The organism is Mesorhizobium sp. U510 (assembly GCF_059180695.1).
Window position 1 is genome coordinate 5,374,628 of the sequence record NZ_CP180532.1, and the last position, 13,447, is coordinate 5,388,074.

Consider the following 13,447-nt stretch of genomic DNA (forward strand, 5'->3'; position numbering starts at 1 on the left):
CGGCCTGTCATGACGCTGCGCTACCCGCTTGCGGCAAAGCAAATGGGGAATCACTTTGCCATGACGGACGTCTCCTCGGATCTGGTTTTTCGCCGCGGCAAGGAAGTTGGAAAGGCCGTCTACCAGAACCGCGCGCTTTCCAAAGCCGGCATTTCCGAGCGGCTGTTCGCCTTCCTGTTTTCCGGCCTTGTCTATCCGCAGATCTGGGAAGACCCCGATGTCGACATGGAGGCCATGCAGCTTGGTGAGGGCCATCGCATCGTCACGATCGCTTCCGGTGGCTGCAACATCCTGGCCTACCTCACCCGATCGCCGGCACGGATCGAAGCCGTCGACCTCAACGCCGCCCATGTCGCGCTGAACCGCATGAAGCTGGAGGCGGTGCGCCGCCTGCCCTCGCAGGGCGACCTGTTCCGCTTCTTCGGCGCCGCCGACACCAGCCACAATTCGCAAGCCTATGACCGTTTCATCGCGCCGCATCTCGATCCGGTCAGCCGCCACTATTGGGAACGCCGCAACTGGCGCGGTCGCCGTCGGATCGGTGTTTTCGACCGCAATTTCTACCAGACCGGCCTGCTCGGCCTGTTCATCGCCATGGGCCATCGCACGGCGAAGTTCTTCGGCGTCAACCCGGCCCGCATGATGGAAGCCAGGAATATCGCCGAGCAGCGCCGCTTCTTCAACGAGGAACTGGCGCCGGTCTTCGACAGGAAGCTTTTGAAATGGGCGACGTCGCGCAAGGCTTCGCTGTTCGGCCTCGGCATTCCGCCGGCGCAATACGATTCGTTGATCACGTCTGGCGACGGCACCATGGCCAGCGTGCTGAAGGCCCGGCTGGAAAAGCTAGCCTGCGATTTTCCCCTGGAAAACAATTATTTCGCCTGGCAGGCCTTTGCCCGCCGCTATCCCGAGCCCGGCGAGGCCGCCCTGCCTGCCTACCTGGAAAAGCAGAACTACGACGCCATTCGCGGCAATGTCGACCGCGTCGCCATCCACCATGCCAATCTGATCGAGTTCCTCGCCGGCAAGGATGCGGGCACCGTCGACCGCTTCATCCTGCTCGATGCGCAGGACTGGATGACCGACGACCAGCTCAACGCGCTGTGGTCGGAAATCAGCCGCACCGCCTCCGCAGGCGCCCGCGTCATTTTCCGCACCGCCGCCGAACCCAGCCTGCTGCCGGGCCGCGTCTCGACCTCGCTGCTCGACCAGTGGGACTATCAGGACGAGGCCTCACGCGAATTCTCGACCCGCGACCGCTCCGCCATTTATGGCGGCTTCCACCTCTACGTGAAGCGCGCCGCATGAGCACGACCGAGCTGCCGCCCAGCCCCGCATTCAAGGCCAATCATGCCGAGCTGATGGACGGCGTCTACCACTGGCAGCGGCACATCTACGACCTGACCCGCAAATACTATCTGCTCGGCCGCGACCGGCTGATCGATGGGCTTGAGGTGCCACAAGGCGGCACCGTGCTGGAACTCGGCTGCGGCACCGGTCGCAACATCATCCTGGCCGCCCGTCGCTACCCTGGTGCCCGCTTCTTCGGCCTCGATATCTCGGCCGAGATGCTGGAGACGGCCGGCAAGGCGATCGACCGCGAAGGCCTGTCCGGCCGCGTCACGCTGGCAAGAGGCGACGCTACCGATTTCGATGCGGGCTCCCTTTACGGCATCGAGCGCTTCGACCGGGTCTTCGTCTCCTATTCGCTGTCGATGATCCCAGGCTGGGAAAAGACGGTGTCGGCGGCACTCGCCGCGCTATCCCCCGACGGCTCGCTGCACATCGTCGATTTCGGCCAGCAGGAAGGCCTGCCGGGCTGGTTCCGGACCTTGCTGCGCGGTTGGCTCAGTAAATTCCACGTCACGCCGCGTGAATCGCTGCGCGAAGTTCTGGAATCGGAATCTCGGCGAACCGGCGCAACCTTCCGTTTCCTCACGCTTTATCGCGGTTATGCCTGGCTTGGCGTAATTGGACCGCGCAACTAGCTAGTGCAGCGCTTTCACCAGCGCCCCCACCATCGTCTGTGGGCGATAACCGACCTTGGCCGGTGTCAGCCCCAGCCGCACGATCACCAGCTGCTCCGACGGAATGATCGCTACGGTCTGGCCGTCATGCCCCTCCATCCAATAGGTGTCCTTTGGCAGGCCTGCCGCGACGCCGGCCCCGGGATTTTCCTCATCGCCCGGCGCCTCGATCCACAACTGGCCCTTGCCGTAGACTTTCGAGGCAGGCGCCGGCTCGCGCATCCAGTCGACGAAGCCCGTCGGCAGGACCTGGTTGCCGTTCCACACGCCGCCCTGCAGCAGGAACTGGCCGAAGCGCGCCCAGTCATGCGCCGTGGCGTAGAGATAGGACGAACCGACGAAGGTGCCCTGCTCGTCGGTTTCAAGCACGGCGCTGTGCATGCCGAGCGGCCCGAACAGCGCCGTGCGCGGCCATGTCAGCGCCTTCGCCTTGTCGCCGATCGCGTCCTGCCAGAGCCGCGACAGCATCACCGCCGTGCCGCTCGAATAGGAGAACACCTTGCCGACCTCGCCTGCCAGCGGCTTTGATTCGGCAAAGCCCGCCATGTCGGGCTCGAGATAGAGCATGCGCGTTACGTCGGCGACGTCGCCATAGTCCTCGTTGAACTCCAGACCGCTCGACATCGCCATCATGTCGGCAAGGCTGATCGCCGCGCGGCCGTCCGCCTTCCACGGCGCGAACAGGCCCTTGTTGTCGACGGCCATCTTGCCGTCCTTGACCAGCGTGCCGACGATGGCGGCATTCACCGTCTTGGTCATCGACCAGCCGAGCAGCGGCGTCTTGGCCGAAAAGCCGTCGCCATAGCGCTCGGCGACGACGCGGCCGTTCTTGACCACGACCACCGCGCGCATGCCCGAACCGGTCAGCGCCGCATCGTCGAGCAGCTTGGCAATCACCGGATCCTGCGATGCCTCGACCCGCTCGCCTTCGGGCCACAGCGTATCCCGGCTGGTTGGCGAAGGCTCGACATGGACCGTCGTGCGCCGCGCCTTGCCGACATCGCCGTCGGGGATCGAGGCGCAGCCCAGCCCATCGCGCGACACCGCCTCGCTCTTGCCGAGGAAGCCCAGCAGGCCCGCCGAAACGGTGCCCCGGTTCTTGTCGACCGAGACCCGCATCAGCCGCAGCAGCGGGTGGCCGGGCGCCTGCACGTCGACGGCAAGCACTTCGTTGGCATCGCGCCCGGCAATAAAGACGTTGGAGCAGACGATCTTGGCCGAATAGCCGGAACCGACGCGGATCAGTTCTGGCGGCGCGATGTAGAGCCAGGCAAACAGCCCGGCGACCGCCATAACGATCAGGCCAAGCAGCCATCTGACGATCTTGACGACGAACCGCATTCCGCTTCCTCCCGGACTTTCGCCGGCCCCTTATGTCATCGAATTGCCGCCATTGCTTCCGCAAAATCAGGGCACTTGTCGAGCGCCGTCAACGGATTCTCAACCATGATCGGCGATCACAGGAGGCATGTCGCCCGAAAGTGCGCTGCGGTTTTGGGACCACGACATGCACAAAAAGGGATAGACTGGGCGATGCTGTGGGGCGATCGCCCGGAGGGGGCTCGACCAATCGTCGGCCATCGGTTCACAGACCCATCAGCGACCGGCTGTTTCCGGCTTGGAAGTTGTGATGCGCCGTCTTGCGGCCCTTTTCATGCTGACGCTGCTTGGCGCCTGCTCGACCGTGGACGATCTGTCGCCGCTGTCGCCGTCCGGGTCCAGCAGCCCGACGGTCGCCGTACGCGCGCCGCGCTTCGAGGATTCCAAGCCGCATGAATGGGACAGCGGCGCGCCGTGGAACTATGCCGTTCACGGCACCGATGTCTCCAAATACCAGACCTCGGTTGACTGGCCGACCGCCAAGGCGAGCGGCATTTCCTTCGCCTTCATCAAGGCCACCGAAGGCGGCGACCGCTTCGACGAGTATTTCAACGAGCACTGGGCGCGCACGAAAGCCGCCGGCGTTCCGCGCGCGGCCTATCATTTCTTCTATTTCTGCACTCCGGCTGCCCAGCAGGCGCGCTGGTTCATCCAGAACGTTCCCGTCGACCGCTCCGCCATGCCGCCGGTTCTCGACATGGAATGGAACCCGAAATCGCCGACCTGCCGGCTGCGTCCCGACGCCGCCACGGTGCGCGCGGAGATGACCACCTTCCTCCAGATCGTCGAGCGCCATTACGGCAAGAAGCCGATCATCTACACCTCTGTCGACTTCTTCGACGACAACGAGCTGTCGAGCTTCCGCGGCTACCCCTACTGGCTGCGCTCGGTCGCCGGCCACCCGCGCGAAAAATACGGCAGCCACCCCTTCACCTTCTGGCAATACACCGGAACCGGCATCGTTCCCGGCATGACCGGCAAATCAGACATCAACGTCTTCAACGGCTCGGAAGCCGCATGGAATAAGTGGTTGCGGCAGAACACCCGTTGACACCGGGCCTGCCGCCTGCTTTTCGACACAGCCAGCGGTAAAGAGTGCAACCGCCGGTAATCCGGGGCATTGGGTTTCCAGCCAAGCGCGACAATGCCCTCTTCGTTTCGAAAGGAAGCTGATGCGACTGCGTTCCCAAGCCCTCGCGGCGCTATTCCTGTGCGCCACGGCCTTGCCGGCGATGGCGCAGGAATGCGGCGGCGACTTCGAAACCTGGAAACAGGGCGTGGCGGCGGAAGCCAAGGCGGCCGGTGTCGGCGCCGTGGGTCTCGATGCGCTGGAAGATGCCACCTTTGACGAGCGGGCGCTGGCGCGCGACCGCGCGCAGGGCGTCTTCACCCAGACCTTCATCGAGTTCTCCAACCGCATGATTTCGGCCTATCGGCTGAAGCAAGGTGCGGCGAACATGAAGAAATACGCCGATGTCTTCGCCCGCGCCGATCAGCAGTTCGGCGTGCAGGCGCCGGTCATCACCGCCTTCTGGGCGCTGGAAACCGATTTCGGCGCCGTGCAGGGCGATTTCCACACGCTGAGCGCGCTGGTGACGCTTTCGCATGATTGCCGCCGCCCGCAGCTGTTCCGCCAGCAGCTGGTGCCGCTTCTGGAGCTGATCGATCGCGGCGTGCTGCCGGCCGACGTCAAGGGCGCCTGGGCCGGCGAGATCGGCCAGACGCAGATCCTGCCTTCGGACTATCTGGCCCGGGGCGTCGACGGCGACGGCGATGGCAAGATCGACCTGCGCAACAGCGTGCCCGACGTGATCATGACCACGGCCAACAAGGTGCTGTCGCGCGGCTGGAAGCGCGACGAACCCTGGATACAGGAAGTGCGGGTGCCCGACGAGATGCCCTGGGATCAGACCGGGCGCACCAACAAATTGCCGCTGACGCAGTGGGCGCAGTGGGGCGTCACCAATCCCGACGGCTCGCCGCTCGTCGACAAGGGCCTGAAGGCCGGCCTGGCGCTGCCCATGGGCCGCAAGGGTCCGGCCTTCCTCACCTATGACAATTTCGATGTCTATCTCGAATGGAACCAGTCCTTCACTTACGCGCTGACCGCGGCCAACCTCGCCGCGCGGCTCGCCGGCGCGCCGCCGCTTGATCCGCGCACCCCGGACCAAGGCCTCAACAACGAGCAGATGAAGGCGCTGCAGACCAAGCTCGAGGCCCGGGGATACGACGTCGGCACGGTCGACGGCATTCTGGGCACCAACACCCGCGAAGCGATCCGCAAGGAGCAGATGCGGCTTGGCCTGCCGGTGGACGGCTGGCCGACACCGGAGCTTTTGGCGAAGCAGTGAGGGGCCGCCATTCTTGAGGCCCTCGCTACCGGCTAGCGCCTGCTCTCCTCGCCCGCACGAAATCGATGAACGCCCGCAAGGCTGGCGGCACGTGCCGTGAACTTGGGTGGTATAGATAGAAGCCGGGAAAACTCGGCGACCAGGCTTCCAGAAAACGGACGAGCCTGCCTTGCTCGATCCAGGGCCGGACCTGGTATTCGAACATGTAGGCAATGCCCACGCCATCCAGCACGGCATTGAGCATCAGCTCGGTATCGTTGACGGTCAGGCTGCCTTCGATGGCGATTTCGAGGGCCCGTTTGCCGCGCGCGAACTCCCATCGGTAGAGGTTGCCGCCGCCCGGCCACTCGAATTTGATGCATTGGTGCTGGTGCAGTTCCTGCGGATGACGCGGTATGGCCCGGTTCTCGAGATAGGCGGGAGCGGCCACCGCGGCCATCTGCAAATCCTCGCTCAGTTTCACCGCCACCATGTCCTTCTGCAGCCGCTCGCCGAGCCGGATTCCTGCATCGAACCGGCCTTCGACAATGTCGGCCAGCGTGTCGTCGACGATGACGGTCAGCGCGATATCGGGATAGGCGCGCTGAAAGTCCCCGAGGATCGGCGCGATGAACCGCACGGCGGCGACACGCGGCACATTGATGCGTAGCGAACCCGCCGGCCGATCGCGCGCTGCATGAACATCGGCAATGGCGCTTTCCAGTTCGCCAAAAGCGACGGCAAGGCGCGAAAAAAGCGCGTCGCCTGCCGCGGTCGCGGAAACACTGCGCGTCGTGCGATTGAGGAGCCTGACGCCGATGCGCATCTCCAACTGCCGGATCGACTGGCTAAGCGCCGGCGGCGACACACGCAGCCTTGCGGCGGCACGGACGAAACTGCCCTCTTCGACGATGGCGGAAAATGCCTTGAGCTCAGTGAATTCGGATCCGCGCACTGTGTATCCATGGATTAACAAGCCAATCAGATAATAGGTCATTATCTTATCAATTGCATGCCGCTATTTCTCAGCCATCGGCCACATCGCAGGTAAAGCCGCGGGCCAGAATGGTTGAAGGAAATTGATCATGTCCCAGTCTCTGCACGGCAAAACCGCAATCGTCACCGGCAGTTCGCGCGGCATCGGCCGGGCCATCGCCGAAGGACTCGCGGCCCAGGGCGCTGCCGTCGTCATCAACTATGTCGGCAACCAGAAAGCCGCCGACGAGGTCGTCGCCGGCATCGCCAGCAAGGGAGGAAAGGCGCTCGCCATCCAAGCCGACATATCAAGCGTTTCCGATGTCCGCCGCCTGTTTGACGAGACCGACAGTAAGCTGGGCGCAATCGACATCGTCGTGGCCAATGTCGGCGTCGCCGTCATCAAACCGCTGACCGAGGCAACCGAAGCCGATTTCGACCAGGTCTTCGGCACCAATGCCAAGGGCACCTTCTTCACATTGCAGGAAGCAGCGCGCCGGGTGCGCGACGGCGGCCGGATCATCGCTGTCTCCACCGGCGGCACGAAGATGTTCTTCACGCAGACGGCGCTCTACCTCGGCAGCAAGGGCGCCGTCGAACAGTTCGTCCGCGTGCTCTCCCGAGAACTCGGATCGCGCGGCATCACGGTGAATGCGCTGTCGCCGGGCTTCACCGACACGGACCTGCTTCCAGAGCGCGATCGCGCCGTGGCTGCCGGCATGTCGCCCTTCGGCAGGATAGGCGCGCCGCGCGACGTTGCCGATATCGCGGTCTTCCTGGCCAGCGACGAGGCCCGCTGGCTGACCGGCGAGAACATCCAGGCTGGCGGTGGAGTGGCGTAGGGATAGGCAGTAGGCAGTGGGCAGTAGGCAGTAGGCAGTAGGCAGTAGGCAAATACCAAAGGTGACATTGAAAGCGCCAGTATAACAAACGATCCCTACTCCCTATTCCCTACCCCCTAGTCTGCCATCGTCTCCAAACTCGCAAAGCCTTGCGGCGCATCGCCTTCGTCGAACGGCGTCGTCACCTCGACGAAAGTATCGGGATAGAACCCGTTGAAGCGTGTGCGTAGCGACAGCGAATAGGCGCCGATATGGCCGATTTCGATCCAGTCGCCAGTGTCGACGGTTTCCGGCAGCCAGAAGGGCCTGGACAGGATGTCGACGGAATCGCAGGTCGCGCCGCAGACCTTGAACGGCACGATGTTCTTTTCAGCGCCATTGCGGGTCCTGATCGCCGGATCAGGAATGAAGCGCGCCGGCAGCGTGATCTTGCCGGTCCATGAATCCGATAGCGACGCCCAGATGCCGTCATTGATGTAGAGCCGCTTGCCCTTGCGCAACAGCACGCGCACGATCAGCGACAGGCAACGCGCCACGATCACCCTGCCCGGCTCGGCCACCAGCGGGATCTGGTCGAACTGATATTCCTTCAAGTCGCCGGAGAGCCGCGACATGATCTGGCCGAGCGACGGCATCTCGATCTGCTTGCGGTTGGGATCATGGCCGTATTCGGCCGGAAAGCCGCCGCCGACATCGAGGCCGGCGATGTCGAAGGTCAACCGGTTGCGCACCCAGTCGGCCGAAGCCAGCGCCCGCTCATAGGTGTCGGGATCCTCGATCTGGCTGCCGACATGGAAACACAGGCCGACCTTGTAGCCCGTGCGGTTCAGCCGCTCGGCGAGTTCTACCGCATAGGCCGGCCCGGCCCCGAATTTCTTCGACAGTTCGTAGGCCGCCGACCCTTTCGTCTGGATGCGCACGAATACGCTGATCGAGCCGGGGTCGATGTCGAGCGCCCGCACCACCCGCGTCAGCTTGGTGATCTCGTCCTCATGGTCGAGCGAAATGACGCGGATGCCGTATTTCTCCAGCGCCAGCTTGATGTCCGACTGCGCCTTGACCGGGTGCATGTAGAGCATCTCGGCATCGGCAGAGACGGCGCGCACGGCAGCGAATTCGCCGGGCGAAGCGACGTCGAAGGCGTTGACGCCGGCCTCGACCAAGGTCTTCAGCACGATCTGCTCGCCATTGGTCTTGACCGCATAGGCGGTCTTGCCGGGGAACATGCCCATGAACTGCCTGGCATCGGCCTTCAGCACCTGCGGGCGGAAGCAATAGACCGGATCGTCAGGACGAAGCGCCAGTGCCGCCTCGCGGGCATTCTCGAATCGCTGCATTGACGAATCCTCGATCTCGGCTGCGCACAATTAATCCAAGCTAGCGGCCAATGAAAACAATTCTGTGTCTCGTGCACCTGACGCCGCGGCGCTAATCTTCGGCGACATCGCTTACCATCGATCAGGTTTCGGGTGGCGCTTGTCGCCAGACCCGATATGCCCGTGTCTGGCCAGCTGACATTCGAGCCGGCATGTCGGGGGGAGGACGATCCACATGGCAATTGCCGCTACATCAGCGTCGCGCGGACCGATGACGCTTACCGACTGGGGGCAGTTGCTGCTGCTTGGCGCCATCTGGGGCGGTTCGTTCTTCTTCGCCCGCATCGCGGTGGCGGAGCTTCACCCTCTGGTGCTGGTGCTGTTTCGCGTCGCCATCGCGGCAATCGCGCTGCAGATCTATCTCGGCCTGCGCGGCCCGTCCTTCCGCCTTGCCTTTCCGCATGCCGGCCTGTTCTTCCTGCTGGCCTTCACCAACAATGTCGTCCCCTTCTCGCTGATCTTCGCCGGCCAGACCGAGCTTGGCGCCGGCGTCGCCTCGGTGCTCAACGCGACGACGCCGTTCTGGACGCTGATCCTTGCCAACGCGCTGACATCGGACGAGAAGCTCTCCTGGAACAAGCTCGCCGGCATCGGGCTCGGCGTCGCCGGCACCGCTGTCATGATCGGTCCCGGCGTGCTTGCCGGGCTTGGCGGCCCGGTATGGGCCAAATTCGCGCTGATCGGCGCGTCTTTGTCCTATGGCGTCGCGCTGATGGTCGCCCGCCGCTTCAAGGGCGTGCCCTCGCCGGTCATCGCCACCGGGCAGTTGACCGCCTCGACCATCATCATGATACCGGTCGTGCTGCTGGCGCACGGCCCGGCCGGCCTGTTCTCGGCCTCGCCGCCAGTCTGGGCGGCGGTGCTGGCACTGGCGCTGTTGTCCACCGCCTTCGCCTACGTCCTCTATTTCAACCTCGTCGCCTCGGCCGGCGCCACCAACGCCTCGCTGGTCACGTTGATCGTGCCGGCCAGCGCCATGCTGCTCGGTTTCCTTTTCCTGGGCGAGCGGCTGGAACTGTTCGAGATCGGCGGCGTGGTGCTGATCGGCCTCGGTCTTCTCACAATCGACGGACGTGTCCTTGGAAGGCGTTAGGCGCGAAAATCGAAGTCGATTTTCGCGGCGGTAGCGCTGCCATGACACAGCATCGACACGTCGCCGCCACAATTTATTCACAGGTCTGAAGCGGGTTTTTGCCGAGAAGTTTCAACGGCTAACGGCAAAATCGGAGTCGCAAATTTCACAATCACGTCGCAATGCAGCACATTTTCCGCTTGCCTGTGGCACAAATGGACCTAGACTCTTAGGCATAGCTCTTTAAGAGGAGGCTATGTCATGGGACTTACGAGGCCAATCAACGCATTGATGATTTGTGCTGCGTTTGCTTTCATCGGCGCCCTCATTATGGGCGTCCTTCCCTGAACCCGCCAAAACAGGGAAGACCAGCACCAGATAGTCTAAACAATTCGAAAGGCCGGGTTTTTACCCGGCCTTTTGCTGTTCAGCGCTGCCTCATGCAGCAGCCGAGCCCGCCACCTCCGCCTCATGCGAGCGGATGCCGATCATGTGGCAGATGGCAAAGACGAGGTCGGCGCGGTTCATCGTGTAGAAGTGGAAGTCGCCCACCCCGCGTTCGACCAGGTCGAGAACCTGTTCGGCGGCGACGGCGGATGCCACCAGCGCATGGGTCTGCGGGTCGTTCTGCAGGCCGTCGAAGCGCTCGGCCAGCCATGCCGGCACCAGCGCGCCGCAGCGCGCCGAGAAATTGGCGACCTGGGTGAAATTATGCACCGGCAGGATGCCGGGAACGATCGGGATGTAGATGCCGGCCCGGCGCGCGCGCTCGACATAGCGCTCGTAGAGATCGTTGTCGAAGAAGAACTGGGTGATCGCCCGCGTCGCGCCATTGTCGACCTTGCGCTTCAGCATGTCGATATCGGTGGCGAAGTCGGGGCTTTCCGGATGCTTCTCCGGATAGGCCGAAACCGAAATGTCGAAATCGCCAGCGTCCTTCAGAGCTCCGACCAGCTCGGCACCATTGGCATAGCCGTCGGGATGCGGACGGTAGGCGGTTCCCACGCCCGCGGCCGGATCGCCGCGCAGGGCGACGAAGCGCTTGACGCCCATATCGGCGAATTCCTGGATCACCGCGTCGACCTGATGGCGGGCGGCATCGACGCAGGTCATGTGCGCGGCCGGCGTCAGGCTGGTCTCGTTCAGGATGCGGCAGACGGTGCGCGCCGTGCGCTCACGCGTCGAGCCGCCGGCGCCATAGGTCACCGAGACGAATTTCGGCTTCAGCGGCTCCAGCCTTGTGACCGTGTCCCACAGCCGCGCCTCCATCTCGTCATTCTTGGGCGGGAAGAATTCGAAGGAAACCTTGACCTTGTCGCCAATGTCGGGGCGGCGGGAAAAGCGGAACTGGTTCATCAGGCGATTTCCCCTATCGAATTCACTTTGGTCTGCTGGCTGTCGTTGGCAGGGTCGGCGATCATCAGGCGCCTATCGCGGCCAAGCCAGAGTTTGACGGTGAGCCTGGGCTCGCTGCCGCCGCGCGGCTCGAATTCCTGGGCATCCTCGAGATCGAGGCCGGCCTCGGCAAACCATTCGCCGATCTGCCGGTCCGAAAAGCCGAGGCGCATATGTGCGTGCTCTTCGCGCAGGAATTCCAGCGTGTGCGGCGCGAAGTCGACGATGACCAGCCGGCCCGACGGGCGCAAAAGCCGCGCCGCCTCGTGGATGGCGCGGGCCGGATCGTCGAGATAGTGCAGCACCTGGTGGATGGTGACGAGATCGAAGGCATCGCGCTCGACCGGCGGCGAGAAGATATCGCCCTGCCGCACCTGCGCATTGGAAACGCCGGCCTTGTCGAGATTGGCGCGCGCCACGGTCAGCATCTCGCGCGACATGTCGATGCCGACACCGCGCCGGTAGAGCGGCGAGAAGATTTCGAGCAGCCGCCCGGTGCCGGTGCCGAGATCCAGCATCGACTGGAACGGCCGCTTGCCGACCAGCTTCAGCATCGCCGCCTCGACCGCGCGGTCCGGCACATGCAGCGAGCGGATATGGTCCCAGCTTGCGGCATTCACCGAAAAATACTCCGCCGCCCGGTCCTGCCGCTTGCGCTTGACCGAGGCCAGCCGCTCGAGATCGCGCTCGACCTGCGGATCGGCGCCGCGAATGCTGGAAACCAGGCCCATGACGAAGTCACGCGCGGAATCGGCATCCGATAGGCGGAAGAACGCCCATGACCCTTCCTGGTAGCGGTCGATCAGCCCGGCCTCGAGAAGCAGCTTCAAATGCCGCGAAACGCGCGGCTGCGACTGGCCGAGAATTTCGGTAAGATCGGAAACGGTGAGGTCGCCACGCGACAACAGTGCCAATATGCGCAGGCGGCTGGATTCGGCCGCCGCCTTCAGCGTATCCACCATGGTGTCGAGCGAAACATGCATCAGCGTATTCTCTTTTCAGCGTATTCTCTTTTCAGCGTATTCTCTTTTCAGCGCATTCACTTTGAAAAAGATATAAACATATGTTTATGTCGATTTTCAAAACCTTGCAAGCTCTATGTCGCTTCCGGACAAGAAAATGCCGCATGCGTGATTTTCCGGTGCGCGCCGCCCAAAAATGTGTAGCGGTCTTCTGACAATGACAGCCAGCAGCACGGAGATGGGCAAAATGACCGGGCCGCGCGAAACGTTCGTGGCACGCGAAGGCGAGCAGAGGCTGGAACAGGATCCGGCAACGATGCCGGCGGATGCCGGAATCGTCTTCATCGGCCGCATCGCCTCGCCTTGGGTAACGCGGGAAAGCTGCCCGAAAAACATGCGCACGGCGCGCGAGACCGGGCAGCCGGCGATGCTGACCATCGACGCGCCCTATCGTGAAGGCCTGCGCGGGCTGGAGCGCGCCAGCCATGTCATCATCCTGTCCTGGCTGCATCACGCGCCGCGGAATCTTATTGTGCAAAAACCTCGCCATGCGGCTGAAGCGAAAGGCGTATTCGGCCTGCGCTCCCCTGCCCGGCCGAACCCGGTCGGCCTGCATGTGGCAAGGCTCATCGGACTGGACATCGCCACTGGGCGCATCGATCTCGACGCCATCGACGTGCTCGACGGCACGGCGGTCATCGACATCAAGCCCTACTTCGCCTCGACCGACGCCATGCCAGAGGCGATCGTCGAAGGACGCGATGAACGATGACAGCACCGACCGGCCGCCGCCGCGCCATCGCCAAGGCGCTGACCGCCCTTCTGCCGCTGGCGCCCTATTCCGACATGGAGAAGATCCGCGCCGACGCCGGCGCGGTGCATATGAAGACCTTGCCGCCGGGCATTGCCGTGTGGCTGGCGACGATCGCCCACATCCGCCACATGCACACCGACTACGAAAAGCTGCTGGCCGAGGGTTATGACCGCGACTCCGCCCGCTTCTTCGTCATCGAGCAGACCAACATCGTGCTCACCCGCTGGCGCGCGACACGCCTGCTCGACGCCGACGACGAAGAGGAATGAGGCGG

13 protein-coding genes are annotated in these 13,447 nt (G+C 63.6%); 8 read left to right on the forward strand and 5 right to left on the reverse strand.

The window, feature by feature from the left end; all coding sequences use genetic code 11:
• The first annotated feature begins 9 nt into the window (after nt 1-9).
• Nucleotides 10-1,308: a BtaA family protein gene (locus tag ACLGL5_RS27840; RefSeq protein ID WP_069092485.1), complete on the forward strand. Its 1,299-nt coding sequence runs from the start codon at nt 10-12 to the stop codon at nt 1,306-1,308.
• Nucleotides 1,305-1,988 carry a class I SAM-dependent methyltransferase gene (locus ACLGL5_RS27845; RefSeq protein WP_069092486.1) on the forward strand — a complete coding sequence of 228 codons (684 nt, stop codon included), beginning with the start codon at nt 1,305-1,307 and terminating at the stop codon, nt 1,986-1,988. The genes ACLGL5_RS27840 and ACLGL5_RS27845 overlap by 4 nt, the downstream gene beginning before the upstream one ends.
• On the opposite strand, the gene ACLGL5_RS27850 is transcribed toward ACLGL5_RS27845, so the two are convergent.
• A complete protein-coding gene (locus ACLGL5_RS27850; protein WP_069092487.1) occupies nt 1,989-3,368 on the reverse strand; it encodes a serine hydrolase domain-containing protein in 1,380 nt (459 codons plus the stop codon). It lies immediately after the preceding gene.
• 289 nt (nt 3,369-3,657) lie between these two features.
• Here ACLGL5_RS27850 and ACLGL5_RS27855 point away from each other — a divergent pair, with 289 nt between their 5' ends.
• Complete coding sequence (locus ACLGL5_RS27855) at nt 3,658-4,458, forward strand: glycoside hydrolase family 25 protein (RefSeq protein ID WP_027047027.1); 801 nt, start codon at nt 3,658-3,660, stop codon at nt 4,456-4,458.
• Between the two features lie 121 nt (nt 4,459-4,579).
• Entirely contained in the window at nt 4,580-5,758 is a 1,179-nt protein-coding gene (locus ACLGL5_RS27860; RefSeq protein WP_069092488.1) for a lytic murein transglycosylase, read from the forward strand.
• Nucleotides 5,759-5,783: 25 nt separating this feature from the next.
• On the opposite strand, the gene ACLGL5_RS27865 is transcribed toward ACLGL5_RS27860, so the two are convergent.
• Nucleotides 5,784-6,692: a LysR family transcriptional regulator gene (locus tag ACLGL5_RS27865; RefSeq protein WP_069093454.1), complete on the reverse strand. Its 909-nt coding sequence runs from the start codon at nt 6,690-6,692 to the stop codon at nt 5,784-5,786.
• Nucleotides 6,693-6,822: 130 nt separating this feature from the next.
• Between ACLGL5_RS27865 and ACLGL5_RS27870 the strand changes: the two genes are divergently transcribed.
• Nucleotides 6,823-7,554, forward strand: coding sequence for an SDR family oxidoreductase (locus ACLGL5_RS27870; RefSeq protein ID WP_069092489.1), 732 nt, complete (start codon nt 6,823-6,825; stop codon nt 7,552-7,554).
• 116 nt (nt 7,555-7,670) lie between these two features.
• Here the strand turns inward: ACLGL5_RS27870 and ACLGL5_RS27875 are convergent, their stop codons facing one another.
• Nucleotides 7,671-8,891 (reverse strand): alanine racemase, encoded by a 1,221-nt coding sequence (locus ACLGL5_RS27875; RefSeq protein WP_019859118.1) that lies wholly within the window; start codon nt 8,889-8,891, stop codon nt 7,671-7,673.
• Nucleotides 8,892-9,105: 214 nt separating this feature from the next.
• On the opposite strand from ACLGL5_RS27875, the gene ACLGL5_RS27880 reads away from it, so the two are divergent.
• Nucleotides 9,106-10,023: a DMT family transporter gene (locus ACLGL5_RS27880; protein WP_069092490.1), complete on the forward strand. Its 918-nt coding sequence runs from the start codon at nt 9,106-9,108 to the stop codon at nt 10,021-10,023.
• 417 nt (nt 10,024-10,440) lie between these two features.
• On the opposite strand, the gene metF is transcribed toward ACLGL5_RS27880, so the two are convergent.
• Together metF and ACLGL5_RS27890 are read right to left on the reverse strand one after the other, a co-directional pair.
• The gene (gene metF, locus ACLGL5_RS27885; RefSeq protein WP_019859120.1) at nt 10,441-11,358 is read right to left on the reverse strand and encodes a methylenetetrahydrofolate reductase [NAD(P)H]; all 918 of its coding nucleotides are present in this window, start codon (nt 11,356-11,358) and stop codon (nt 10,441-10,443) included.
• Nucleotides 11,358-12,380 (reverse strand): ArsR/SmtB family transcription factor, encoded by a 1,023-nt coding sequence (locus ACLGL5_RS27890; protein ID WP_069092491.1) that lies wholly within the window; start codon nt 12,378-12,380, stop codon nt 11,358-11,360. Before ACLGL5_RS27890 ends, metF begins: the two co-directional genes overlap by 1 nt.
• Before the next feature lie 226 nt (nt 12,381-12,606).
• Here ACLGL5_RS27890 and tsaA point away from each other — a divergent pair, with 226 nt between their 5' ends.
• Both tsaA and ACLGL5_RS27900 read left to right on the forward strand, forming a co-directional pair.
• The gene (gene tsaA / locus ACLGL5_RS27895; protein WP_069092492.1) at nt 12,607-13,131 is read left to right on the forward strand and encodes a tRNA (N6-threonylcarbamoyladenosine(37)-N6)-methyltransferase TrmO; all 525 of its coding nucleotides are present in this window, start codon (nt 12,607-12,609) and stop codon (nt 13,129-13,131) included.
• Nucleotides 13,128-13,442, forward strand: a complete 315-nt coding sequence (locus ACLGL5_RS27900; protein ID WP_019859122.1) for a DUF2293 domain-containing protein — start codon at nt 13,128-13,130, stop codon at nt 13,440-13,442. Before tsaA ends, ACLGL5_RS27900 begins: the two co-directional genes overlap by 4 nt.
• Nucleotides 13,443-13,447: the final 5 nt, after the last annotated feature.